We start from the raw sequence: 23,654 nt of genomic DNA, 5'->3' as shown, positions 1-23,654 counted from the left end.
TTTTATCCCGTTGTGTTGTCAGCGTTTTTGTATGTAAGTAATCGCCAGTGCCACCGCGAGCACCAGCCCTTTTATAATGTCCATCGCGTAATACGGCACGGAGAGCATCACCAGCCCGTTCGACAGCACACCGAGAATAACCGCTCCCACCAGGGTCCCCAGCGCGTTCGGCTTGCCGGACCCGGCCAGCGAGAAGCCAATCCACGCCGCCGCCACCGCGTCCATCAGATACCCGCCGCCCGCGTTCACCTGCGACGACCCGATGCGCGAGGCCAGCAAAATCCCGCCCAGCCCCGCCAGCAGCGAGGCGATGACGTAGGCCGCCACCCTGTAGCGCGTGGTGCGAATGCCCGAGAGGCGCGCCGCTTCCGGGTTGCCGCCAATGGCGTACATCCGGCGTCCATGAGTGGTCAGCGACAGTCCAAGCTGCGCCAGAAGGGTCACCGCCAGCATGATGATGACGATGGTCGGCACCTGCCCCAGCAGGCTGAACGCCGCCGGAATGGTGCCTTCCGCCATGTCGCCGCTCGGCAGCACCATGTTCTCGGTAATCGACCCGCCGTAGCTGTAGGTCATCGCCACGCCCTGGATAACAAACAGGCTGGCGAGCGTCGCGAGCATGTCCGGGATGCGCAGGATGACGATCAGAAAGGCGTTAAACAGGCCGACCAGCGTGCAGAGCGCGAGGGTGATCAGAATCGACTCGGTGGTACCGAAGCCGTGCCAGACAAAAAGCGAAATCACCAGCGCGTTCGCCAGCGACGCGGTCGATCCCACGGAGAGATCGAACCCGCCGACGGTCAGCGAAATCGACACGCCGACGGCAATCACCGTCACGATGGCGATCGCGCGCAGAATGTTGATGATGTTGTTCGGGTCGAGGAAGCTGTCCGACGCCAGGCCAAAGATAGCCACCAGCGCGACGACGGTCAGCAGCATGCCCCACTTATAAAGAAAATCAAAAAGTTGCTGACGGCCAGACGCCGCCGCCGTTACTGAAAGAGTCTTGCTCACGACGCCGTTCCTCCGGTTGAATAATAAAGTAGTGTCTCTTCGCGGGCCTCGGCCCCGGCGATTTCCGCCACGATGCGCCCGTCCCACAGGACGCAGATGCGGTCGCACAGTCCCACCAGCTCGGCGAACTCGCCGGAGGCGTAAATCACCCCTTTGCCCTCGCGCGCCAGGCCGTCAATCAGCTGGAACAGATCGGTTTTGGCCTTTACGTCCACGCCTTTGGTCGGCTCGTCAAATATCAGCACGCTGGCGTCGTTGCGCAGCCATTTGCCGATGGCGACCTTCTGCTGGTTGCCGCCGGATAAGCGGCGCAGCACCTGCCCCGGCCCACGGGTGCGCACGCCGACACGGGCAATCACCTCTTCCGCCCAGCGCCACGCCTGACGATGGCCGAACTGGCTCCAGCGCGAAAAGCTGTTATCGGCGCTCACGGCAAGGTTCATGCTCACCGGCTCGTCGATAAAAATACCCTCTTTACGCCGCTCCTCCGGCACCAGCGCCAGTCCGCGCTGCACGGAGTCGGCCGGGTCACGCGGGGTCCAGGCCTGATGATTCAGCTCACCGCGCGCAACGCGGCTTTTGGTGGCGCCAAACAGCGCCTTGCAGAGTTCGGTTTTCCCCGCCCCCGCCAGCCCGGCAATCCCGAGAATTTCGCCTTTGCGCAGGTGCAGGGAGATATCTTTAAGCAGCGCGTCGTCGTGCAGCCCTTCCACCCGCAGCAGCGTTTCGTCGCCGTGCGGCGGCCGCGCGGGCGGGTAGATATCGCTCAGCACGTGGCCGAGCATCTTTTCGACGATCTCCTCTCCGCTCAGATCCGCCATCGGGCCGGACTCGACCAGCCTGCCGTCGCGCAGCACCGTTAAGGTGTCGCAGATGGCCTTCAGCTCGTGAATGCGGTGGGAGATAAACACCACGCCGATGCCCTGCTCTTTTAAACGTCTCACCACCGTAAACAGGCGCTCGCTCTCGTGCGCGTCCAGCGGCGCGGTGGGCTCATCAAGAATCAAAAAACGGCAGTGGTGTGACAAGGCGCGTGCCAGCAAAATCTGCTGCTTTTCGGCCAGCGAACAGCCGTCGATGGAGCGGCGAACGTCCAGCGTAACGTCGAGCTGCGCCAGCGCCTGCCTCGCCTGCTGGCGGATATCGCGCCAGCGGTAGCGGTGTCCCGGCTGCGCCAGCTGGTCGAGCATGATGTTTTCGGCAATGCTCAACCCCGGGATCAGCGCCACGTCCACCTCCTGCTGCACGAGGTGGATGCCCAGCCGTTTGGCGTCCAGCGGCTCGCGAATGCTTACCGGCTGGTTGTTGATGCAGATTTCGCCTTCATAGTGGTCGTGCGTCCCGCAAAGCACCGCCATCAGCGTTGATTTCCCCGCGCCGTTGGCGCCGGTCAGCGCGTGCACCGACCCGCCGTTCAGCGTGAAGTCCACGCGCGACAGCGCCTGAAAGCCGGAAAAGGCCAGGCTGATACCGCGCATTTCAAGGCGACTGGAAACCATCCGCGTAAATCCTTCATAACTCTTCTGATTTATCGAATTTTTCACAGCTCCGGTTGACTGACAACGACGGAAAAGGCATAAGATAAAGCGAAATATTATTAGCCATCCGGATGTCCAGACATAACATCGGGTTAGCGCTTGCGAAAAAAGGACAACACCATGAGCAACACCGACATCCGCGTCGTGCCCGGCCCGGCGAACTACTTCTCTCATTCCGGAAGCCTTGCGCATCTGAATGACTTCTTTACCCCGGAACAGCTTTCCCGTGCGGTATGGATTTACGGCGAGCGTGCAATAGAGGGCGCGCGCCCGTTCCTGCCGGAGAGCTTTAACGCGCCGGGGGCGAAGCACCTGCTGTTTAAAGGCCACTGCAGCGAGCGCGACGTCACCCATCTGGTGAACGAGTCCGGCGGCGATGCCAGCGTGGTGATTGGCGTTGGCGGCGGCGCGGTCATGGACACCGTCAAGGCCGTGGCGCGCCGCTTAGGGGTGCCGTTCGTGGGCATTCCCACCATTGCCGCCACCTGCGCCGCGTGGACCCCGCTCTCCGTCTGGTACAACGATGCCGGGCAGGCGCTGCAGTTTGAGATCTTCGACGACGCCAACTTCCTGGTGCTGGTGGAGCCGCAGATCGTCCTTAACGCTCCGGCGGAATACCTGCTGGCGGGGATCGGCGATACGCTGGCGAAGTGGTACGAGGCGGTGGTGCTTGCCCCGCAGCCGGAAAACCTGCCGCTGACCGTGCGTCTTGGCCTTAACGGCGCGCTGGCGATCCGCGACGTGCTGTTGGAACACAGTGAGCAAGCGCTGGCCGACCAGCAGCGCGGCGAGCAAACGCAGGCGTTCCGGGACGTGGTGGACGCGATTATCGCCGGCGGCGGGATGGTCGGCGGTCTGGGCGAACGCTACACCCGCGTGGCGGCGGCGCATGCGGTGCACAACGGCTTAACCGTGCTGCCGCAGACGGAAAAATTCCTCCACGGCACCAAGGTGGCCTACGGCATTCTGGTGCAGAGCGCCCTGCTTGGCCAGGACGACGTGCTGGCGCAGCTGGTGGCGGCATACCGGCGCTTTAACCTGCCGACCACGCTTCACGAGCTGGACGTCGACATCAATAACCGCGACGAGCTGGACAGGGTCATTGCCCACACCCTGCGCCCGGTGGAGTCGGTTCACTATTTACCCGTTACGCTAACGCCTGAGGTTCTTCGCACCGCGTTTGAGAAAGTGGAATCCTTCTGCCGTTAATCGCGCCGACGGGCTATACCTAATGATGGTTCTCACCACTCTCGTAACGAGGTCATCATGCAGATCGATTTAACAGGTAAAAAGGCGCTGGTTACCGGCGCCAGCCGCGGGCTGGGTCGGGCCATTGCGCTGTCGCTGGCGCGCGCCGGTGCCGATGTGGTCATCACCTATGAAAAATCCGCCGATAAAGCCCAGGCGGTCGCCGATGAGATTAAGGCGCTGGGGCGGCACGGCGAGGCCGTTCAGGCGGACAGCGCCAGCGCGCAGGCGATTCAGGATGCCGTCACCCATGCGGCGCGATCCCTCGGCGGGCTGGACATTCTGGTCAACAACGCCGGGATTGCGCGCGGCGGCCCGCTGGAATCGATGACGCTGGCGGACATCGACGCCCTCATCAACGTCAACATTCGTGGGGTGGTGATCGCCATTCAGGAAGCGCTGGTGCACATGTCTGACGGCGGGCGCATCATCAACATCGGCAGCTGTCTGGCGAACCGCGTGGCGCAGCCGGGCATTGCCGTTTACTCGATGACCAAATCTGCACTGAACTCCCTTACCCGCGGACTCGCCCGTGATTTAGGGCCGCGCGGCATTACCGTCAACCTGGTCCACCCCGGCCCCACCAACAGCGACATGAACCCGGAAGACGGAGAGCAGGCTGACTCACAGCGTCAGCTTATTGCCCTGGGCCATTACGGCCAGCCGGAAGACGTCGCGGCGGCGGTTACCTTCCTCGCCAGCCCGGCTGCCGGTCAGATCTCCGGTACCGGTCTGGACGTGGACGGCGGTTTGAACGCCTGATCGCAAATTTTCTGCAAGCCTCTGTCGCCCGGCAGAGGCCTTGTCGAGCCGCCTCGACGGTTTGCGTTTTGCCTCTGACCTGCGTTTTTTCTCCGCTCTACAGTACCCCATAAGAAATTCGGAATTTATCTAATAGTCTTATTATTTCCTTATATTTTGTGTGGTCGTACAGTGGAGGTACGGATGAAGATTGTCTGGTCCAATGGTGCAAAAAAGGCGTTTTCAAAGATTGACGAGCGGTATCAGCGACGCATTGAGGTAAAGCTTACTGAGCTGGATGACCGCTCGGCTCCCCGGCCCGATATCAAAAAAATATCGGCGACCGAAGATCGTTACCGGTTACGCGTAGGCGATTACCGCATCATCTATACGCTTCGGGACGATCCCGATAACCATTGTTATGTTTTGGCCGTCAAGCGCAGAACTTCAACGACTTACCTGCATGAGGAGAGTGCCACCTATGGCTGTACAGCTAATCAAGGACGATAACGGGAAAACGCAGTACGCCGTTATTCCCTATCACGAATATTTTCGTATGCTCTTACAGATGTCGGAAATTGACGACGAAACCGATGACGACCTGGAGGATATTGAAGTCGAACACGATAGCCTGGATGACGTGGAATTGCCCGGAGAAGTGTGCAGCATCATGACCTGGCAGAACGTCAGCCTGCAGGCCGCGTGGCGTATCCTGCGCGGCATGTCGCAGCAGGAGGTGGCGGAGAAACTTGGCATCAGCCAGTCCGCCGTGTCACAGCTGGAAGCGCTGGACTCCCGTCCGCAAAAGCGCACCCGCGAAAAGCTGGCGGCCATCTACGGCTGTAAACAGGAGCAAATCAGCCTCTATTTACCCAAAGAGGGTTAACAGCACTTTGCCCCGCCCTTACCGCCGTAGCGGGCGTCCTGGCGGTCGCGGAAAAATTCTTCGTAGGTCATCGGCGTCTGGTCCGGATGGTTGACGCGCATATGCTCGACGTAGTTGTCGTAATCCGGCACGCCAATCATCATTTTGGCGGCCTGGCCCAGGTACTTACCTGCTTTGGATAGGGTGTCGAACATAGGTCGTTTCTCGCTATTTCCCCTCACCCCGACCCTCTCCCCAAAGGGGAGAGGGTGTTAAAAGTCCCCTCTCCCCTTTGGGGAGAGGGTTAGGGTGAGGGGCGATTGTTTAAATTAATGCGCCCCTTTCGCCTGGGTCACAATCTCTTCCAGGTTTTCAGGCATCGGCTCATACGGTGTCTCTTTCGCCGTTGGCTTGTCGACTTTCAGCGCAGCCAGCGCGGTTTTGAGAGAATACAACGCCAGCACTACAACCACCACCATAAAGAAGATGGTCAGCCCGGCGTCCAGACGGTTGTTAAATACCAGCTGCGACAGCTGCGACTCGGTGTACTGAGCCGGGATCTTGCCGCTGTCGATCATCGCCTGGAACTTGTTGGCGATCGCCAGGAAGCCCACCTTGTTGTCCGGGCTGAAGGCTTTCTGCCAGCCCGCCGTCAGGGTACAGATCAGCAGCCAGGCGGTTGGCACCAGCGCCACCCACGCGTAACGCTGGCGCTTCATCTTGAACAGCACCACCGCGCAGAGCATCAGCGCCATGCCCGCCAGCATCTGGTTGGCGATACCGAACAGCGGCCACAGGGTGTTAATCCCGCCCAGCGGATCCACCACGCCCTGATGCAGGAAGTAGCCCCACGCCAGCACGCACAGCGCCGTCGCCAGCAGGTTAGCCGGGAGCGAGTCGGTACGCTTCAGGTTCGGGGAGATGACCCCCAGCAGATCCTGCAGCATAAAGCGCGCCGCACGGGTTCCCGCATCCACCGCCGTCAGGATAAACAGCGCCTCGAACAGGATCGCGAAGTGATACCAGAACGACACGTCCATCAGCCCGCCCAGCGCGCCGTGAAGGATGTAGGCCATGCCCACCGCAAGCGTTGGCGCCCCGCCCGCGCGGGAGATGATCGACTGCTCGCCCACCTCGTTAGCAATATGCGTCAGCGTTTCCGGAGTGATTGCAAAGCCCCAGCCGCTCACCACCTGCGCGGCAGAGGCAACCACGTCAGCGGTGCCCGCCGGGGCCAGTACCGCCATCGGGCTGTTCATAGCGAAGTAGACGCCCGGATCGATAATGCAGGCCGAGACCAGCGCCATAATCGCGACGAAGGACTCCATCAGCATGCCGCCGTAGCCGATCAGGCAGGCCTGATTTTCATTCGCCAGCATCTTCGGCGTGGTGCCGGAGGCAATCAGCGCGTGGAAGCCGGACACCGCGCCGCAGGCGATGGTGATAAACAGGAACGGGAACAGGTTACCGGTCCAGACCGGGCCGGTACCGTCGATGAACTTGGTCAACGCAGGCATGGTCAGGGTCGGACGCATAATCAGAATGCCGATCGCCAGCCCGACGATGGTACCGATTTTCAGGAAAGTAGAGAGGTAGTCGCGCGGGGCCAGCAGCAGCCACACCGGCAGCACCGCCGCCACGAAGCCGTAGCCCACCAGCATCCAGGTCAGCTGTACGCCGGTAAAGTCGAAGAACGGTGCCCAGGTCGGGCTTTCCGCCACCCAGCCGCCGGAGATAATCGCAAACACCAGGAACACCAGGCCAATCACCGACACTTCACCAATGCGGCCCGGGCGCAGGTAGCGAATGTAGATCCCCATAAACAGCGCCAGCGGAATGGTAAAGGCGACGGTATAGGTCCCCCACGGGCTGTGGGTCAGCGCTTTCACCACGATCATCGCCAGCACCGCGAGGATGATCACCATGATCATAAAGGTCGCCACCAGGGCGATCACCCCGGCGGTTGCCCCCATCTCCTCTTTCACCAGCTCGCCCAGAGAACGGCCGTCGCGGCGGGTGGAGACGAACAGCACCATAAAGTCCTGCACCGCGCCCGCCAGCACCACGCCCGCGAGGATCCAGATCATCCCCGGCAGGTAGCCCATCTGCGCCGCCAGCACCGGCCCTACCAGCGGGCCCGCTCCGGCAATCGCCGCAAAATGGTGACCGAACAGCACTTTTTTGTCGGTCGGCACGTAGTCCAGTCCGTCATTGTGACGCACGGCAGGCGTCATGCGCGTGCCGTCAACCGCCAGCACGGTATTCGCGATATAGCGGCCATAAAAACGGTACGCGATCAGATAAATGCAGACGGAGGCGACGACAATCCAGAGCGCATTGATCTGTTCCCCCCGGTTGAGGGCGATATAGCCCAGGGCAAAGGCTCCCACAACGGAGAGCACCGCCCACGTAAGGTATTTCCCTGAGTTGTTCATAGTTGTTTTCCGTTGTTGTGAAACAGTGAGATGTTACATTTTGTTTCTAGAACAACGGATAAAATTTAACAACTTTGAAACGCAATAATGCGTGGTCAAACCAGAGATTTACACCACAGTGTTAAGCCGATCACTTTCAGCTGAATGACCTACCCCAGCACCATCGTACTCAACCGACAGGTGCAGCACCGCCGCCCCTGCTCGTCGAATACCACGATCTCCCAGCTCTGGCTCGAACGCCCCAGATGCAGCGGCTGACATACGCCGCGCACCTTACCGTGAGAGACCGCGCGATGGTGCGTGGCGTTCAGCTCCGTGCCCACCACGCTCTGCCCGTCGCGGGTCATCAGATAACCGGCCATTGAGCCCAGCGTTTCCGCCAGCCCCGCCGACGCCCCGCCGTGCAGCAGGCCAAACGGCTGATGGGTGCGCGCATCCACCGGCATCTCCGCTTCCAGCGTGTCGTCCCCAAGGCGGGTATAGACAATGCCCAGGTGCGCTACCAGGGTGTTCACGCTGGTGGCGTTCAGTTCTTCAAGCGATAAATGACGTTTCCAGATCATCACGCCCCCAGCGTGGAGCCGCCGTCCACCACGATATCCTGCAGGGTGATATGGCTGGCGGCATCGGATGCAAGGAACAGCACCGTGTCGGCAATCTCCCGCGGACGGGCGATTTTGCCGAGCGGAATGCCGAGCTTAAACTGCTCGCCAAAGCCGCGAATGCGCTGCTGTTCTGCGTCGTCGCTGGTCCACAGGGTGCGCTGCATGTCGGTGTCCGTTGAGCCGGGCGACACCAGGTTACAGCGCACGCCGCTCCCCGCCAGCTCCAGCCCGACGGTCAGAGCCAGGCTTTTCAACGCCGCCTTCGACGCGCCGTAGGCGCTCATGCCGATGCGCGGCGTATGTGCCGCGTCGGAGGCCACGGTGACAATCGCCCCGCCCTGCTGACGGCGGAACTGGCCCATCGTCTGCTGGAACAGGTTAAACACGCCACCGACGTTGACCGCGAAGGTCTGCTGCCAGTCCTCCAGCGAGAGCTCGTCCGTCGCCCCCATGCGCAGAATGCCCGCCGCGTTAACCAGCACGTCCAGGCGTTCAAGCGACGCCAGCGCGCGCCCGCAGACCTCGCCCACCTGCGCGGCGTTCGCCACGTCCAACGTCTCGGTGGTAAAGGGATAATCGTCCTGCGGAAAGGCCAGATCGAACCCGGTCACCCGCGCGCCCGCCTCTACAAACGCCAGCGCCGTCGCATAGCCAATCCCCTTCCCCGCGCCCGTTACCCAGACGGTTTTACCTGTGAAATCAAAACCCATCACTACACCTCGCGGGAGAGCAGCGCCCACCAGGCGTCGAGGGTAGGATTTTTTGCCAGCATCACGAAGTCAATGTCGCCGTGCACTTTACGCCAGCGGGCGGCCAGCGCCATCATGCGCACCGAGTCCAGACCGTAGTCGATCAGGTTTTCGTCATCCATCGGCTCGTCGGATTCGTCCAGCAAAGGCAGGATCAGCTCACGCAGCGCGCCTTTTGAAGCCGGAACGGACGGAAGCAGCTCGTCGGTCATCACCACGCGGCCCGAGCGTCCGGCCACGTAGTTGAGCGACATCAGGTGTTCGTCGCGGGTAAAATCCGCCAGCGCGTCGGCAATAAAGAACGGCTTGATGTCGCGCATAAAGGCATCGGTGGCGGTGGTCATGCAGCCGATGTGCGCATAAACGCCGGTAATCAGCAGCTGGTTGCGGCCGGTCTCTTTCAGCATCTGCTCCAGCGGCGAGCGGTGGAACGCGCTGTAGCGCCACTTCACCAGCACCGTGTCCGCTTCGTCCGGGGTCAGCTCAGCAACGATGCGCTGCTGCTCCGGCGAGCGGGTCAGCCCCGGTCCCCACATGTCGTTCAGCAGGGCGCGGTCTTCGTCGCTCTGCTCTTTCGGCTGGGCGGTATAGTACACGGGGATATTGTGTTCTTTGCAGTAGGCGCGCAGTCTGGCGATGTTCGCCACCACCTGCTGCATCATTGCGCTGTTTTCGCCCCAGAAGTTCAGGAAATACTCCTGCATATCGTGGATCAGCAGCGCGGCGCGCTCCGGCTCAAACGCCCAGTTCACCTTGTTGGTCGGCAGCTCTGCGGCGGTTGGCAGCGCGTAAGCGGTTAATTTTGGAATGGCCATATTCTGTTCCTCAGCCCCGGGCGCGTTCAGCAAGCCACAGGCGCAGCTGTTTCTTATCGACTTTGCCGACCGGCGTCAGAGGGAGCGCGTCAACGCTCTCCACGCGGTCCGGCAGCTTGAATTCGGCAACGCCCTGCTCGCGCAGGAAGCGGCGCACCTCGACCGCGCGCAGGGGCTGTTTCACCACCAGATACGCGCAGCTTTTTTCGCCCAGCAGGCTGTCCTCCATGCTTACCAGCGCGGCGTGGATCACCGCCTCGTGGCGCAGCAGCAGGTTTTCGATCTCTTCGGCGGCGATCTTCTCCCCGCCGCGGTTGATCTGATCCTTCTCGCGCCCCTGCACGGTGATGTAGCCCTGCTCGTCGATGGCGATCAGATCGCCGGAGCAGTAGAAGCCGTCGGCGTCGAAGGCGCTGGCGTTGTGTTCCGGGCTGTTGAAATAGCCGCGGAAGGTATACGGACCGCGCGTCATCAGACGCCCGACCTCCCCGCGCGGCAGCGGGTTGCCGTGCTCGTCCGCGACCCACACCTCGTCATCAGGGCACATCGGACGGCCCTGGGTGTTGATGATGCGCTCCGGCGCGTCGTCGAGCGCGGTGTAGTTCACCAGCCCTTCCGCCATGCCGAACACCTGCTGAAGCTGACAGCCGATTTCCGCCGGAATGCGCGCCGCGAGCGTGGCGGAGAGGCGCGCGCCGCCCACCTGGAGCAGCCTGAGGGATTTAAGCTGCGCGTTGCCCGCGCCGTCGGCAATCGCCTGCAGCCAGAGGCTCACCGCCGGAGGGACCAGCGACGTCACGTTGATCTGATGCTGCTCAATCAGCGGGAAGCAGAGCGTGGCGCTCGGATCGTTCGCCAGCACCACGCAGCCGCCCGCCGTGAAAACGCCTAACGATCCCGGCGAGCTCATGGCGTAGTTATGCGCCGCGGGGAGCGCGTTCAGGTAACGCGTTTCGGCGGTAATGCCGCAAATCTCGTTGCTGCGGCGGATGCTGTAGTCGTAGTCGTTGTGCGTACGCGGGATCAGCTTCGGCGTGCCGGTGCTGCCGCCGGAGAGCTGGAAGAAGGCCACCTCGTCGGCGGGCGTCGGGTTGGGGATGAAATTGTCCGCCGGGCGCGCAATCGCCGCTTCCAGCGCATGTTCACCCTTATCGCCGCGCAGCAGCACCGCGCGCACAGAACGGTGTTCATCCACAAAGGTATTGAGAAAATCATCGCCCGCGAACAGGGCATGGCTGCGATCGGCGATCAGCACGGCGGGTTTGATCTGGGCGGCGTAGGCGTTCAGCTCGCTGCGCTGATGGCTAAAAAGCGCGTTAACCGGCGCGACGCCGATTTGCAGCAGCGCAAAAAAGGTGATGTAGAACTCGGCCACGTTGCCGAGCTGCACCAGCGCGGTCTCGCCGCGGTGCAGTCCCTGCGCCTGAAGGGCGGACGCGAGGTTATTCACCGCCTGATGAAACGCGCGGTAGGTGATGTGCCGCTCGCCGTCGATAATCGCCACCGTATCGCTGTCCGCACGATCCGTCAGAATGTGGGTCAGGGGCCGATCCTGCCAGTAGCCTTTCTCACGGTAGCGGCGGGTAAATTCCTCAGGCCAGCGGGTAAAGGGAATAGTCATGAGCGTTCCTTAGTGCAGGCCAAACACGTTGAGCATGGTGGAGAGCTTCACGCCCGTTTCGCGCCACTCGCCCACCGGCGAGGAGGCCGGCACAATGCCCGCGCCGGCAAACAGGCGAACGGTATTTTCGCGAAGACGCGCGCAGCGGATGGTCACCACCCACTCGCCGTTGCCTTCGCTGTCGCACCAGCCGACGATGCCGCCGAACAGCTCGCGGTCGAACGGCTCCAGTTCGGCAATCAGTTCTTTTGCCGCCTGATGCGGGAAGCCGCTCAGGGCCGGGGTCGGGTGCAGCAGGCAGGCCAGCGTCAGGGCATTTTCGTTCTCGCGCGCGTCACCTTCTACCGGCGTCGCCAGATGCCACAGCGTCGGCGTGGTGATGAGCTGCGGGGAAGACGGCATGCTCAGGTGATGGCTGCGCGGCGCCAGAACGGCCTTCATCGCCTGGGTCACCAGGTCGTGTTCGTGGCGGTCCTTTTCGGAGGCCAGCAGCTTATTGCCCGCTTCGCGATCCAGCACGTCGTCCGGCTGACGGCGCGCGGAGCCTGCCAGCGGCAGCGAGCTAAAGTGCCTGCCCTCTTTGCGCAGCAGCAGTTCCGGGCTGGCGCCGAGCAGCACGCCGCCGTCCTCCAGCGGCACGTGGAAGTTAAAGCTCGCCGGGTTCTGGGCGATCAGACGCTCCATCAGCGCGCCGCTGTCCATTTTTTTGTCGGTGGCAATATCAATCAGGCGCGACAGCACCACCTTGTTCACCTGCGGCGTGGCGGTCAGCGACGCGGCGCGAGCGACCATCTCTTCAAAAACGGGCTGAGCGGGGATCTCGGTGCGCTGTTCCACCTTCAGCGCCTGCGCGCCGGAGAAATAGCGCGCGGACTGCTGACGCGCGGGACGGGAAAATGTCTCCCAGCGTTGCGGAATAAACAGCGAAGACGGCTTGCGGGTATCGAACGGGATGGCCCCTACCATGACCGGATGGGCGATGCCGCTGGCTTTCGCATCCCGAAAAGCCTGGGCTAATTTCTGCTGGAAGTGCCCCGCCGGATCGTCGCCGCCGACGGCAGGTTCAGAGAAGCGGGCAAAACAGCCTGAGGTGGTAAAACTGCGGTAAGGCGACATAAAGAAAAAGCTGTCTGATTGCAGCGCGGTCGCGGTGTGCTGAACTTCCTCAGCCAGGGACGTGTCCATATCATCCTCCTCAAAATGATAAAAGAAGCAATAATGATTATCATTTATATTTTCGTCGGCTAACCTAATCCCACAGCGCCCCGCTGTCAACCGTCGGGTAAAGACTTGTGCGACAAACCCTTGCATCCGCTCTCCACAACCATGAAAATGAGAAGCATTATCTTCAACAAAAACAGGATGCCGCTCAGTGAAATTCCCTGCCGTTTGCCGCAATGCCCTTTTTTTGACAGGACTTTATGTTTTAGGACTAACCTCAGCTACCGCCGCAGACTGGCCGCGCCAGGTCACCGACAGCCGCGGCGTGCATACGCTTGAGCGCAAACCGACGCGCATTGTCTCCACCAGCGTGACCTTAACCGGCTCCCTGCTGGCGATTGACGCGCCGGTCATTGCCAGCGGCGCAACCACGCCCAACAACCGCGTGGCGGACGCGCAGGGTTTCCTGCGCCAGTGGGGGGATATTGCAAAACAGCGTAAGGTTGCGCGGCTGTACATCGGCGAGCCGAGCGCCGAAGCGGTCGCCGCACAAATGCCGGACCTGATTTTGATCGGTGCCACCGGCGGGGATTCCGCGCTGGCGCTGTACGATCAGCTCTCCGCCATCGCCCCGACGCTCATCATCAACTACGACGACAAGAGCTGGCAGGCGCTGCTGACGCAGCTGGGCACCCTCACCGGACAGGAAAAACAGGCCGCGGATCGTATTGCCGCGTTTGATAAACAGCTCGCGCAGGTGAAACAGCAGATGAAGCTGCCGCCGCAGCCGGTCAACGCCATCGTCTACACCGCCGCCGCGCACTCGGCCAACCTGTGGACCGCGGAATCCGCGCAGGGCAAGCTGCTGCACCAGCTGGGCTTTACGCTGGCGGACCTGCCCGCCGGGCTGCACACCTCCCAAAGCCAGGGCAAACGCCACGACATTATTCAGCTGGGTGGAGAAAACCTGGCGACGGGGCTGAACGGCGAAGGGTTGTTTGTCTTTGCCGGCGACCAGAAAGACGTGGAGGCGATTTACGCCAACCCGCTGCTGGCGCATCTGCCGTCGGTGAAGAACAAACGCGTCTGGGCGCTGGGAACGGAGACGTTCCGCCTGGATTATTACAGCGCGATGCTGGTGTTAGACAGATTGAATGCGTTGTTTAAGTAAGCATTTTACCTCCCTCTCCCCGTGGGAGAGGGCCGGGGTAAGCGCATCAGGCCGCACCGTCGTTTAACACAACCTCCTGCCTGAAGCGCCGCAATTCCACCAACGCCAGTAACAAAATTCCGCCCACAATCGCTAACGCAAACCCGCTGCTGCTCGCTGAGGCCACCGGGGTCATTATTGCCCCCAGCCCGCCGAGGATCGCCGCGCCGATCGCATCGCCCGTCACGTTCTGCGCGGTCCACAGGCCGTTAATGCGACCAAGCATCCCTTCCGGCGTCTGGGTCTGGATCAGCGTGTACTGCAAAAGCGAGCTGATGGCGCTCAGCCAGCCGAAAATCACCAGGCACAACACGCCCAGCGCCCACACCGGCATCAGGCTGAAGAAGCCAATGGCGATAAACGAGGCCAGCGTGGCTAGCAGCATAATCAACCCCGGACGCGCGCTCTGCGCCAGGTTGCCGCTGGTCAGCGCCCCCAGCGCCGCGCCGAGCGGAATGGCCGCGTACAGCACGCCAATTTCCGAGGCGCTCATCTGCCACTCTCCCGCTAATGCCGGGTAGAGCACGCGCACGGCGCTCGCCATCGTCAGCAGGCCGCCGATCAGCGCAATGCCGCCAATCAGTGGGTTACTGAACAGGAAACGAATCGCGGCCATCAGCGATTTCAGCGGATGCTCGCGCGGCTGCGGCGGAGGCGGCAGGAGCGGCAGGCGCAGCAGCGTCAGGGTGGTGATAAACGTCCCCGCCGCCGCCAGCCCGTAGTTCCACGCCACGTTGCCGGTCGCCAGCAGCAGCCCGCCCACCATCGGCGAAATCACCGACCCGAGGCGCACGGTAAGCATGGTGATCGCCCCCGCCTGCATCAGGTTCTCGCGCCCGACCAGCGCGGGCGTCGCAGCCAGCAGCGCCGTCACGCCCAGCGAGGCGAAGAAACCGTCCCACAGGCCAAGCGCGTAAATGGCAATCAGCGACGGCTCCGGCAGCATGGCGTTCAGGCACAGCCCGATAAAGCCCACGCCGCAGGTGCCGCGCGCCAGCAGGATCAGCTTCTTACGTTCGTAGCGGTCCGCCAGCACGCCGCCGACCATTAGGCCGATAAACATCGCCCCGCCGGTTAAGGTGACGGATAACCCCACCAGCCAGCTGGAGTGCGTCATAGTCTGGATCTGGACCGGAACGGCCACGCCGAGCAGCCCGAGGGACAAAATGGAGATAAAGCGAGCGATAAAAACGGCGCGATACGCCGGGTGCGTTTTCAACAGGCTGAGGTTGAGCAGCCAGGATTTTTGATTCATGACAAAGCCTTGAGTCTATTTCTACCCATTCCATGGGCGCACATGCTAACATAGCCAAATAAGATAGATAACGATAATCACTATCATTATCAAATCATGGATGTTGCTATGTCGTTTTCCTCTTCTGCGGTGCGCGCCGTTGCCGTGCCCGCTTTATTGCTGCTTTTGAGCCTTGCGATTGCACTCAGCCTGCTGGTCGGCGCAAAGCCGCTACCCGCATCCGTTATTGTTGATGCGCTCTCCGGTACCTGTCAGAGCGCGGACTGCGTCATCGTGCTCGACGCCCGCCTGCCCCGTACCCTTGCCGGACTGCTGGCCGGTGGCGCGCTTGGCCTTGCCGGAGCCCTGATGCAAACCCTCACCCGCAATCCGCTGGCGGACCCCGGCATTCTCGGCGTCAACTCCGGCGCCAGCTTTGCCATCGTGCTCGGCGCGGCGCTGTTCGGGTTGACGTCGCCCTCTGAACAGCTGGCGATGGCCTTCTGCGGCGCGCTGGCCGCCTCGCTGGTCGTCGCCTTTACCGGCAGCCAGGGCGGCGGGCAGCTGAGTCCGGTGCGCCTGACGCTTGCGGGCGTCGCGCTCGCGGCGGTGCTGGAAGGCCTGTCCAGCGGCATCGCCCTGCTCAACCCGGACGTCTACGACCAGCTGCGCTTCTGGCAGGCCGGCTCGCTGGATATCCGCACCCTTGAAACATTAAACGTGGTGGCGATCCCGGTCATTATCGCCGCCGCCGTGGCGCTGTTTTTAAGCCGGGCGCTGAACAGCCTGAGCCTCGGCAGCGACACCGCCACCGCCCTCGGCAACCGGGTTGCGCGCACGCAGCTGATTGGTCTTTTAGCCATAACGGTACTGTGCGGCAGCGCGACCGCCGTGGTCGGCCCGATAGCCTTTATCGGCCTGATGATGCCGCACATGGCGCGCTGGCTGGTGGGGGCGGATCACCGCTGGTCGCTGCCGGTAACGCTGCTGGCCACTCCTGCCCTGCTGCTGTTTGCCGACGTGCTGGGCCGCCTGCTGGTTCCCGGCGAGCTGCGCGTTTCGGTGGTGAGCGCCTTTATCGGCGCGCCGGTGCTGATCTTCCTGGTTCGTCGTAAACGCGGAGGTGGCGCATGATGGCTCCGTCCCGTCGTTTAGTTATCGGCGTCTCCCTGCTGACGATCGCCATTCTGCTGCTGGCGGTCTGGAGCCTGCGCAGCGGCGCGGTGACGCTCGATTTTACGCAGGTCTTTCACGCCCTCACAGGCAGCGCGCCGCGCAACATCACCATGGTGGTGACGGAGTGGCGACTGCCGCGCGTGGCGATGGCGATTCTGGTCGGCGCGGCGCTCGGCGTGAGCGGCGCGATTTTTCAGTCGCTGATGCGCAACCCGCTCGGCAGCCCGGACGTGATGGGCCTCAACACCGGGGCCTGGAGCGGCGTGCTGGTGGCGATGGTGCTGTTCGGCCAGCACCTGACGGCGATTACCTTCACGGCGATGGCGGGCGGCATTCTGACGTCCTTACTGATCTGGGCGCTGGCCTGGCGCAACGGCATCGACACCTTCCGCCTCATCATTATCGGGATTGGCATCCGCGCCATGCTGATGGCCTTTAACACCTGGCTTTTGCTACAGGCCTCGCTGGAAACCGCGCTCTCCGCCGGGCTGTGGTACGCAGGCTCCCTCAACGGCCTGACGTGGGGCAAAACCTGGCCCGCCGCGCCGCTGATTTTGCTGATGTTTATCGGCGCGCTGCTGCTGGTGCGGCGTATGCGCCTGCTGGAGATGGGCGACGACAGCGCCTGCGCGCTGGGCGTAAGCGTCGAGCGCTCGCGCCTGATGCTGATGCTGGTCGCGGTACTGCTGACCGCCGCCTCCACCGCCATCGCCGGGCCGATCTCGTTTATCGCCCTCGTGGCCCCGCACATCGCGCGGCGTCTTAGCGGCACCGCGAAGTGGGGATTAACCCAGGCAGCGCTGTGCGGCGCGCTGCTGCTGCTGGCCGCCGATCTCTGCGCCCAGCGGCTGTTTATGCCTTATCAACTACCGGTGGGCGTGGTGACCGTCAGCCTCGGCGGGATTTACCTCATCGTCTTGCTCGTTCAGGAGTCACGCAAGAAATGACAGACTCAACCACCCGCTTGCGCGGCGAAAACCTCACTCTCGGATACGGCAAAAAAATCATTGCCCGTGACCTATCCGTTGCCATTCCGGACGGCCACTTCACCGCCATTATTGGGCCAAACGGCTGCGGCAAATCGACATTGCTGCGCACGCTGAGCCGCCTGATGACGCCGGCTGAGGGCAGCGTGTTCCTCGACGGGGAGCAGATCCAGCGCTTCGCCAGTAAAGAGGTGGCCAGGCGCATCGGGCTGCTGGCGCAAAGCGCCACAACGCCGGGAGACATTACGGTGCAGGAGCTGGTCTCACGCGGACGCTACCCGCACCAGCCGCTGTTTACCCGCTGGCGCAAGGAGGACGACGAGGCCGTGAAGCGTGCGATGCAGGCGACGGGGATTACCGATCTCGCACAGCAAAGCGTGGACACCCTCTCCGGCGGCCAGCGCCAGCGGGCGTGGATCGCCATGGTGCTGGCGCAGGAAACGTCGATCATGCTGCTGGACGAGCCGACGACCTGGCTCGATATCAGCCATCAGATTGACCTGCTGGAGCTGCTGAGCGAGCTAAACCGCACGCAGGGATATACCCTGGCGGCGGTGCTGCACGACTTAAACCAGGCGTGCCGCTACGCTACGCATCTGATTGCCTTGCGCGACGGCGAGATTGTGGCGCAGGGCGCGCCGAAGGAGATTGTCACGCCGGATCTGATCGCGCGGATCTACGGCATGCGCTGCATGATTATTGACGATCCGGTGGCGGGCACGCCGCTGGTGGTGCCGCTTGGAAAACGTGCGGTTTGATGACCCCTCACCCTGACCCTCTCCCCATAGGGGAGAGGGGACGATTACACCCTCTCCCCTATGGGGAGAGGGCTGGGGTGAGGGGCTGTTGACGTTATCCCAATATCTCCCTCAACACCGGCCCTATCTTCTCAAACGCCTGCGGTGAAATGATATCCACGTGGGCGCAGTCCTGGCTGTAGACCTCAAGCTCACCCACCCACGGCGACCACGCAACATGCGGATCCATCGTTCGGGTGCGCTCGGCGACAAACAGCGTCGCTTTGCCGTCAAACCGCGCGCTGTGCGCGGTAGTGAGCAGCCGCACCGCGTCGGCGTAGTTGCCTTCAATGGCGTTAAACAGCTCGCTGGAGCCCTGTCCCTGCTGCGCGGCAATAAACGCCTGACGCTCGCGCTCGATCTCCGCCAGCACCTCCGGGTCCAGCCCGTTAGCCTCTTTCTCCGACCAGTTCTGGGTTTCCGGCGGCCAGGTATCCAGCAGGCCGAGGAACGCCACCGCTTCACCCTGCTCGCGCAGACGCGCCGCAATGCCCTGCGCCAGCGTGCCGCCGAGGGAATAACCGAACAGGTAATACGGCCCCTGCGGCTGCTGCGCGCGCAGCGTTGCAAGGTGATGCTCGATCACCCCATCCAGATCCGCGCACTGCTGCATCGGGCCGTCCGGGCGCGGCGACTGAATGCCGGTAATCGACCAGCGCGGGCTGAGGTAGCGCGCCAGCACGCTGAACTGCCAGGCAAAGCCGGACGCCGGATGGAAGCAGAACAGAGTCGGCCCGCTGCTTTCGCGCAGCGGCAGGAGGGTTTCGTACCCCAGACGCTGCGCCTGCTCGTCGCTCATCCGCGAGTCCAGCAGCGCGCTGAGCTTGCTCACCGTCGAGGCAACCATAACCTGCCCCGGCGTGACCTTACGCGAAAATGTGCGGCTGAGCTGTGCCGCCAGGCGCATCGCCAGCAGCGAGTGTCCGCCGAGGGCAAAGAAGTCGGCTTCGATATCGTTCACCTCGCAGCCCAGCAGCGCGGAAATCGCCTGCGCGACGGCGGCTTCGGTTTCCGTCTCCGGCGCGCGGCCGGATGTTTTGCTGGTCAGCTCCGGCAGCGGCAGCGCCTTGCGGTCGAGCTTGCCGTTGGCGCTGAGCGGCAGCGCGCTGATTTGCAACAGCACCACCGGCACCATGTGCGGCGGCAGCTGGGCTTTTAGCGATTCCAGCAGCGCGTCGCGGTCCAGCGGTAAGCCGGACTCGGAGACGACGTACCCCACCAGCTGGCGGGCATCCCCGCCCGTTGCCGCCGCCTGGTTGAACACGCAGGCGTGCGCCACGGCCTGAGCCACGTCCTGCAGCGCGAGCATCGCCCGGTCAATCTCGCCCAGCTCGATGCGCTGGCCGCGAATTTTGAGCTGATCGTCGCTGCGGCCGAGATATTCCACCGCGCCGTTGTCCAGCCAGCGGGCGACGTCACCCGTGCGGTACATCCGCTCGCCGGGGGCGAACGGGTCGGCAATGAAGCGGCTGGCGGTGAGGTCCGGACGGCCCAGATACCCCTGCGCCAGCTGAATGCCGGTGAGATACAGATCGCCCGCCACGCCGAACGGCACCGGGCGCATCATCGCGTCCAGAATACGCAGCCCCGTGTTCCACACCGGGAAACCGATCGGCACGCTGTTGCCCTCCACCGCCGCCAGCTCGGGGCCAAACGCCGGATACCAGCTGACGTCCACCGCCGCTTCGGTTGGGCCATACAGGTTGTGCAGCGGCGCACGGGTGAGCAGCTCCCACTCGCGGCACAAGTCGGCCGGCAGCGCTTCGCCGCTGCAGAACACCTGCTTAAGGGTTTTGCAGCACGCCACGTTTTCCGGCGTCAGCGAGGCGACAAAGGCCGCCAGCATCGACGGCACGAAGTGGGTCGTCGTCACGCCGTAGCGTGCGAAGAAGCTCTGCATCGCCTGCGGATCGCGGTGCGCGTCCGGCTCGGCCATCACCAGCTTCGCCCCGGCGATAAACGGCCACCAGAACTCCCACACCGACACGTCAAAGCTGCACGGCGTTTTCTGCGCCACCACGTCATTCGCCGCCAGTGGATAATGATCCTGCATCCACTTCAGGCGGTTAACGATGGCGGTATGCCCGACCATGACCCCTTTCGGACGCCCCGTCGAACCGGAGGTGAAGATGATGTACGCGGTCTGCTCCGGCTTCGCCAGCCGCAGGGGTTCAGCATCGGCAGCGGGTAAAAGCATGTTGTAACTAAAAGCAGAAATGGGCAGATCGCTAAAGCGAGGGAGCTGCTCGTCGGTGGTAATGAGCAGGGACGGCTTCGCGTCCTCCAGCATCATCCGCAGGCGATCGTCCGGGTAGCCGGTATCAAGCGGCAGCCACGCGGCGCCTGCTTCAACAATCCCGTGCAGCGCCAACGTCAGGAACACCGAGCGCGGGAGTGCCACCGCCACGCTGTCGCCCGGCTTCACGCCGCGCTCGCGCAGCAGGTTTGCCAGCGCGACCACCTGCTCGCGCATCTGCCGGTAGTTCAGCTCAACGTTTGCATCCGCCAGCGCGGGGGCTTCCGGCGTTTTGCTCGCCTGCTCCGCCACCAGATCCGCCAGCGTGGTGGACGGCAGCGCCAGCCCGGTATCGTTGATGCGGGCAAGCCTCTGATATTCCTGCGCTGAAACGGTTTCCACCTCGCCGCAGCGCAGGTCCGGCCTGGCGGCAAACTGCGTCAGCATCGCGTTCAGGCGCGCCGCGTGGCGCTTCAGCGCTGTTTCATCGTAACGCTGCTTGTTGGCGAGGATCTCAATGCTCAGTCCGCCCTGCTGGTCAGGGAACAGCGCCAGCTCGAGATCGTTCACCGGGCCGGTTGCCAGCGTGTGGGTGATGGCCTCCACGCCGTCGATATCGAGCTGATAATCAAACACCTTAACGTTCAGCACCGGGCCAAACAGCGCTTCGTCGCCCGCGGCACGCCCGCTGTCGCGCACGATCTGCTCGGCGTCGTAGCGCTGATGGCGGCGCATTTTTTTCAGCTGGTTAGCCAGGCGCAGCGCCAGCTCCGGCAGGCTCTCCTGCGGATTGATATTCACCGCCAGCGGCAGGACGTTGAGCACCGGGCCCGTCGCGGTCAGCGCCGCGGACCCCATGCGGCGCATAAAGATAAACCCGGCGGCGTAGTCCAGCCGTCCGGTGAGGCGGCCCAGCCACAGCGCCACCAGCGCAAGCGCCAGATCGGTGCGCTGCGCCTGCCCTGCCGCCTGCGCAAGCTGGCTAAAGGCGCGAGCGTCGGCGGCAATTTTCAGGCGCAGGATGTCGGTGGTGGCGGCCCGTCCCGGCAGCGGCGCGGAAGAGAGCGAGACCGGAGAAGGAAGCCGCTTGCGCTGCTCTGCCCAGAAGGCGCCGTCGCGCTGATACGCCTCGCTGCCGCGATAGCGCTGATACTCGTCAACGACCTCAGCGAACGGCGTAAACGGTGAGGCAGGCGTGGGTTCACCTTTTTTCCAGGCGGCGTAAATTGCGGCGATCTGGCGGGTAATGGCCGGGAAGCTGAAGCCATCCACCACCAGATGGTGATAGCGCTGATACCAGTACCAGTGGCCTTCGCCTACCTGAATGAGCTGGTGAAACGCCAGCGGCTGGCCGCTGTCGACGCGCAGGTTCTGGTTGAGATCGGCCTCCATCAGCGCTACGGCGGCGTCGTGTGAATCAACGCGAACGATGGACGGCTCCGGCAGAATGACGGTGTCATCCACCCACTGCCACACCTCACCGTTCTCTTCGGCAAAGCGCATGCGCAGGGTATCGGCCTGCATCATGCCCTCGGCGATGGCTTTAGCCAGCAGCGGCGCGTCGATATCGCCCTTAAGCTCGGTGTAGTGCGCCACGCTCCAGGCGTTGGGCAATGCGGACAGCTGCTCCGCCATCCAGATGCCCGGCTGGGCGGCGACGAGAGGAAGACGGTTCATGCGTTCTCTCCCGCAAAATAAGACGGCTCAAGCGTTTGCCAGTGCCCGGCCAGCCACTGCTGGCACGCCTCCTGAGGCTGCGCTTCACGCACCACGCGCCAGCCTGCGGGCAGTTCGCACTGCTGCGGCCACAGGCTGTACTGCCCCCGGTCGTTTTGCAAAATGGCGAACTGTCCCTGCGGATTATCGAAAGGATTGCTGAATTCCATACAGACTCCGTTATTGAATTAGCGGCTGCCAGAGGGTCATCAGCCCCTGCGTCAGCCCACCGCGCCAGCAAAGCGCGTCGTGTCCGCCGTCAACCTGACGCCAGTAAACCTGCTGCGCGCGTAGTTCGGCGTAAATCGCCTGGTTCGCGCGGAAGATAAGCGGCTCGTTGCGCCCGGCCTCAAGGACGATGCGCAGCCCGCGTGCGTTTTTTTCACCCGCTCTAAGCTGCCCGATAAGCAGCCCGTCCTGCTGCCCGCCGCGGTGTGGCCACCAGTAGGATCCGGACTGGCTGAGGATGCAGCCAAAGCGCTGCGGCCAGTTGAGGCCCGCATAGAGTGAGGAAAGCCCGCCAAAGCTCTGGCCCGCGACCACGGTACGGTCGGCGCGGTCGCTGAAGGGTGCGAGAGTGTTTATGTGAGGGAGAAGTTCTTCCTGCACCGCCACCCAGAAATCGGGGTTGCAGGGCAATTCACGGCTGCGATGTTCCATGTCTATTACATCGATTAACGCATAGACGGCAGGCGGCAGTTTGCGCGCTTCGGTGAGCGAGGCCAGCGCAGGCCAGACGGGCATGCTTTCGGCCCAGAACTGACCGTCGAGCAGCACCGCCAGCGGGCGATCGGAGCCTTCATCGCCGGTGGTAAAAATCCACACGCGGCGGGAGTTTTTCAGGCGCGCGCTGTTCCACTCAATGCAGACGGGCGGTTGAAACGGCGTATCGGGACGATCCCAGCCCGGCTGAACGGGGGCTTCCGGCATCTCCAGCGCCGAGACGGCATGCCCGCGCCCGCCGCGCCAGCTCTGCGGATTCAGCGGGTCGGACACCGCGTGCGGCAGCAGCCTGCCCCAGCCTTCGCGCAGCGCCATGCGGTCCGGCAGCTGGCCATCAAATACGGTATCGGCAAAATCGTTTTCATTTACGGAGGGGATAAAACAGTAGCTGCCGCGCCATTCGGGGCTGAACTCGCCCTGCCACTGCCAGACGTCGGTATCCGGGATGCGTTCCAGGGACTGCGGACGGGCATTCTGATGGTGGTCGGTCACGCCGGTAACGTAGAGCCAGACGCGTTTAACCGTTGACGTTTTCTGCGTGCCTGCAGGGTCCCGCCACCAGAAGGTGACGCGATAGCTCTCCTTCTGACGTTCCCATTCCGGCCCGTTTTTCGACTGCCACCACGCTTCACTTCCGGTTGTTAACGCCGTCACCCTTATAACCCCATGTTTAACAGACTTTTTTGTTTCAGAGCAAATTTTATTGATAATATTATTGATAACTATTTGCATTTGCAATAGCGTAATGCCCGCGCTGTGGGAAGCGCGCTCATTAAATAACCAT

General features: G+C 62.8%; 21 protein-coding genes. 8 read left to right on the top strand and 13 right to left on the bottom strand.

Going from position 1 to position 23,654, the window contains the following annotated elements:
* Positions 1-18: 18 nt before the first annotated feature.
* Both UTO39_RS07890 and UTO39_RS07885 read right to left on the bottom strand, forming a co-directional pair.
* Complete coding sequence (locus tag UTO39_RS07890) at positions 19-1,014, bottom strand: ABC transporter permease (RefSeq protein ID WP_320726909.1); 996 nt, start codon at positions 1,012-1,014, stop codon at positions 19-21.
* Positions 1,011-2,513, bottom strand: coding sequence for a sugar ABC transporter ATP-binding protein (locus UTO39_RS07885; protein WP_320726908.1), 1,503 nt, complete (start codon positions 2,511-2,513; stop codon positions 1,011-1,013). Before UTO39_RS07885 ends, UTO39_RS07890 begins: the two co-directional genes overlap by 4 nt.
* A gap of 159 nt (positions 2,514-2,672) precedes the next feature.
* Between UTO39_RS07885 and UTO39_RS07880 the strand changes: the two genes are divergently transcribed.
* The 4 genes from UTO39_RS07880 (at position 2,673) to UTO39_RS07865 (ending at position 5,427) form a co-directional block, all read left to right on the top strand.
* Positions 2,673-3,761 (top strand): oxidoreductase, encoded by a 1,089-nt coding sequence (locus UTO39_RS07880; RefSeq protein WP_320726907.1) that lies wholly within the window; start codon positions 2,673-2,675, stop codon positions 3,759-3,761.
* Positions 3,762-3,818: 57 nt separating this feature from the next.
* Complete coding sequence (locus UTO39_RS07875; protein ID WP_061098910.1) at positions 3,819-4,562, top strand: SDR family NAD(P)-dependent oxidoreductase; 744 nt, start codon at positions 3,819-3,821, stop codon at positions 4,560-4,562.
* Between the two features lie 183 nt (positions 4,563-4,745).
* Entirely contained in the window at positions 4,746-5,051 is a 306-nt protein-coding gene (locus UTO39_RS07870) for a type II toxin-antitoxin system RelE/ParE family toxin (RefSeq protein WP_253541190.1), read from the top strand.
* Positions 5,023-5,427, top strand: a complete 405-nt coding sequence (locus tag UTO39_RS07865) for a helix-turn-helix domain-containing protein (protein ID WP_032670385.1) — start codon at positions 5,023-5,025, stop codon at positions 5,425-5,427. The genes UTO39_RS07870 and UTO39_RS07865 overlap by 29 nt, the downstream gene beginning before the upstream one ends.
* Here the strand turns inward: UTO39_RS07865 and UTO39_RS07860 are convergent.
* The 7 genes from UTO39_RS07860 to entC all read right to left on the bottom strand — a co-directional run bounded on the left by UTO39_RS07860 (position 5,424) and on the right by entC (position 12,816).
* Positions 5,424-5,621, bottom strand: a complete 198-nt coding sequence (locus UTO39_RS07860; protein ID WP_006809671.1) for a YbdD/YjiX family protein — start codon at positions 5,619-5,621, stop codon at positions 5,424-5,426. The two genes, UTO39_RS07865 and UTO39_RS07860, sit on opposite strands and share 4 nt — an antisense overlap.
* A 114-nt stretch (positions 5,622-5,735) precedes the next feature.
* Positions 5,736-7,841, bottom strand: coding sequence for a pyruvate/proton symporter CstA (gene cstA, locus UTO39_RS07855; RefSeq protein ID WP_061098912.1), 2,106 nt, complete (start codon positions 7,839-7,841; stop codon positions 5,736-5,738).
* Positions 7,842-7,990: 149 nt separating this feature from the next.
* Positions 7,991-8,404: a proofreading thioesterase EntH gene (gene entH, locus UTO39_RS07850; RefSeq protein WP_320726906.1), complete on the bottom strand. Its 414-nt coding sequence runs from the start codon at positions 8,402-8,404 to the stop codon at positions 7,991-7,993.
* On the bottom strand, positions 8,404-9,156 hold the full coding sequence (entA, locus tag UTO39_RS07845; protein ID WP_407065103.1) for a 2,3-dihydro-2,3-dihydroxybenzoate dehydrogenase EntA: 753 nt from the start codon (positions 9,154-9,156) through the stop codon (positions 8,404-8,406). Before entA ends, entH begins: the two co-directional genes overlap by 1 nt.
* 2 nt (positions 9,157-9,158) lie before the next feature.
* Positions 9,159-10,010: an isochorismatase gene (locus UTO39_RS07840; protein WP_320726904.1), complete on the bottom strand. Its 852-nt coding sequence runs from the start codon at positions 10,008-10,010 to the stop codon at positions 9,159-9,161.
* Between the two features lie 10 nt (positions 10,011-10,020).
* Complete coding sequence (entE, locus tag UTO39_RS07835) at positions 10,021-11,631, bottom strand: (2,3-dihydroxybenzoyl)adenylate synthase EntE (RefSeq protein ID WP_320726903.1); 1,611 nt, start codon at positions 11,629-11,631, stop codon at positions 10,021-10,023.
* 9 nt (positions 11,632-11,640) lie between these two features.
* Positions 11,641-12,816, bottom strand: coding sequence for an isochorismate synthase EntC (gene entC, locus UTO39_RS07830; RefSeq protein WP_320726902.1), 1,176 nt, complete (start codon positions 12,814-12,816; stop codon positions 11,641-11,643).
* 187 nt (positions 12,817-13,003) lie between these two features.
* Between entC and fepB the strand changes: the two genes are divergently transcribed.
* Positions 13,004-13,963, top strand: coding sequence for a Fe2+-enterobactin ABC transporter substrate-binding protein (gene fepB, locus UTO39_RS07825; RefSeq protein WP_320726901.1), 960 nt, complete (start codon positions 13,004-13,006; stop codon positions 13,961-13,963).
* 46 nt (positions 13,964-14,009) lie between these two features.
* Here the strand turns inward: fepB and entS are convergent, their stop codons facing one another.
* Positions 14,010-15,257, bottom strand: coding sequence for an enterobactin transporter EntS (gene entS / locus UTO39_RS07820; RefSeq protein WP_320726900.1), 1,248 nt, complete (start codon positions 15,255-15,257; stop codon positions 14,010-14,012).
* Positions 15,258-15,365: 108 nt separating this feature from the next.
* On the opposite strand from entS, the gene fepD reads away from it, so the two are divergent.
* The 3 genes from fepD to fepC are packed head-to-tail and all read left to right on the top strand — an operon-like array spanning position 15,366 to position 18,156.
* Positions 15,366-16,370, top strand: a complete 1,005-nt coding sequence (gene fepD / locus UTO39_RS07815; RefSeq protein ID WP_320726899.1) for a Fe(3+)-siderophore ABC transporter permease — start codon at positions 15,366-15,368, stop codon at positions 16,368-16,370.
* Positions 16,370-17,359, top strand: a complete 990-nt coding sequence (gene fepG / locus UTO39_RS07810) for an iron-enterobactin ABC transporter permease (protein WP_266178648.1) — start codon at positions 16,370-16,372, stop codon at positions 17,357-17,359. The genes fepD and fepG overlap by 1 nt, the downstream gene beginning before the upstream one ends.
* A complete protein-coding gene (gene fepC, locus UTO39_RS07805; protein WP_320726898.1) occupies positions 17,356-18,156 on the top strand; it encodes an iron-enterobactin ABC transporter ATP-binding protein in 801 nt (266 codons plus the stop codon). The genes fepG and fepC overlap by 4 nt, the downstream gene beginning before the upstream one ends.
* A 94-nt stretch (positions 18,157-18,250) precedes the next feature.
* Here the strand turns inward: fepC and entF are convergent, their stop codons facing one another.
* From entF to fes, 3 genes are read right to left on the bottom strand one after another with little or no spacing between them, the layout of a single operon-like run.
* Complete coding sequence (gene entF / locus UTO39_RS07800; RefSeq protein ID WP_320726897.1) at positions 18,251-22,108, bottom strand: enterobactin non-ribosomal peptide synthetase EntF; 3,858 nt, start codon at positions 22,106-22,108, stop codon at positions 18,251-18,253.
* Positions 22,105-22,317 carry an MbtH family NRPS accessory protein gene (locus UTO39_RS07795; protein ID WP_061098924.1) on the bottom strand — a complete coding sequence of 71 codons (213 nt, stop codon included), beginning with the start codon at positions 22,315-22,317 and terminating at the stop codon, positions 22,105-22,107. The genes entF and UTO39_RS07795 overlap by 4 nt, the downstream gene beginning before the upstream one ends.
* Positions 22,318-22,327: 10 nt before the next feature.
* Positions 22,328-23,524, bottom strand: a complete 1,197-nt coding sequence (gene fes, locus UTO39_RS07790; RefSeq protein ID WP_320726896.1) for an enterochelin esterase — start codon at positions 23,522-23,524, stop codon at positions 22,328-22,330.
* Positions 23,525-23,654: the final 130 nt, after the last annotated feature.

It is taken from the genome of Enterobacter sp. 118C5 (assembly GCF_034107645.1).
In the GTDB taxonomy this organism is placed as follows: Bacteria; Pseudomonadota; Gammaproteobacteria; order Enterobacterales; family Enterobacteriaceae; genus Enterobacter; species Enterobacter nematophilus.
This window is presented reverse-complemented; position numbering and strand designations above follow the sequence as displayed.

What these genes read in the sequence shown, in the direction of transcription:
- UTO39_RS07865 (WP_032670385.1), top strand. Translation starts at nt 5,023, where the DNA reads ATGGCTGTACAGCTAATCAAGGACGATAACGGGAAAACGCAGTACGCC.
- fepD (WP_320726899.1), top strand. Translation starts at nt 15,366, where the DNA reads ATGTCGTTTTCCTCTTCTGCGGTGCGCGCCGTTGCCGTGCCCGCTTTA.
- UTO39_RS07875 (WP_061098910.1), top strand. Translation starts at nt 3,819, where the DNA reads ATGCAGATCGATTTAACAGGTAAAAAGGCGCTGGTTACCGGCGCCAGC.
- entC (WP_320726902.1), bottom strand. Translation starts at nt 12,816, where the DNA reads ATGGACACGTCCCTGGCTGAGGAAGTTCAGCACACCGCGACCGCGCTG.
- UTO39_RS07870 (WP_253541190.1), top strand. Translation starts at nt 4,746, where the DNA reads ATGAAGATTGTCTGGTCCAATGGTGCAAAAAAGGCGTTTTCAAAGATT.
- UTO39_RS07860 (WP_006809671.1), bottom strand. Translation starts at nt 5,621, where the DNA reads ATGTTCGACACCCTATCCAAAGCAGGTAAGTACCTGGGCCAGGCCGCC.
- entE (WP_320726903.1), bottom strand. Translation starts at nt 11,631, where the DNA reads ATGACTATTCCCTTTACCCGCTGGCCTGAGGAATTTACCCGCCGCTAC.
- fepG (WP_266178648.1), top strand. Translation starts at nt 16,370, where the DNA reads ATGGCTCCGTCCCGTCGTTTAGTTATCGGCGTCTCCCTGCTGACGATC.
- entH (WP_320726906.1), bottom strand. Translation starts at nt 8,404, where the DNA reads ATGATCTGGAAACGTCATTTATCGCTTGAAGAACTGAACGCCACCAGC.
- UTO39_RS07840 (WP_320726904.1), bottom strand. Translation starts at nt 10,010, where the DNA reads ATGGCCATTCCAAAATTAACCGCTTACGCGCTGCCAACCGCCGCAGAG.
- UTO39_RS07885 (WP_320726908.1), bottom strand. Translation starts at nt 2,513, where the DNA reads ATGGTTTCCAGTCGCCTTGAAATGCGCGGTATCAGCCTGGCCTTTTCC.
- cstA (WP_061098912.1), bottom strand. Translation starts at nt 7,841, where the DNA reads ATGAACAACTCAGGGAAATACCTTACGTGGGCGGTGCTCTCCGTTGTG.
- UTO39_RS07795 (WP_061098924.1), bottom strand. Translation starts at nt 22,317, where the DNA reads ATGGAATTCAGCAATCCTTTCGATAATCCGCAGGGACAGTTCGCCATT.
- entA (WP_407065103.1), bottom strand. Translation starts at nt 9,156, where the DNA reads ATGGGTTTTGATTTCACAGGTAAAACCGTCTGGGTAACGGGCGCGGGG.
- entS (WP_320726900.1), bottom strand. Translation starts at nt 15,257, where the DNA reads ATGAATCAAAAATCCTGGCTGCTCAACCTCAGCCTGTTGAAAACGCAC.
- UTO39_RS07880 (WP_320726907.1), top strand. Translation starts at nt 2,673, where the DNA reads ATGAGCAACACCGACATCCGCGTCGTGCCCGGCCCGGCGAACTACTTC.
- entF (WP_320726897.1), bottom strand. Translation starts at nt 22,108, where the DNA reads ATGAACCGTCTTCCTCTCGTCGCCGCCCAGCCGGGCATCTGGATGGCG.
- fepC (WP_320726898.1), top strand. Translation starts at nt 17,356, where the DNA reads ATGACAGACTCAACCACCCGCTTGCGCGGCGAAAACCTCACTCTCGGA.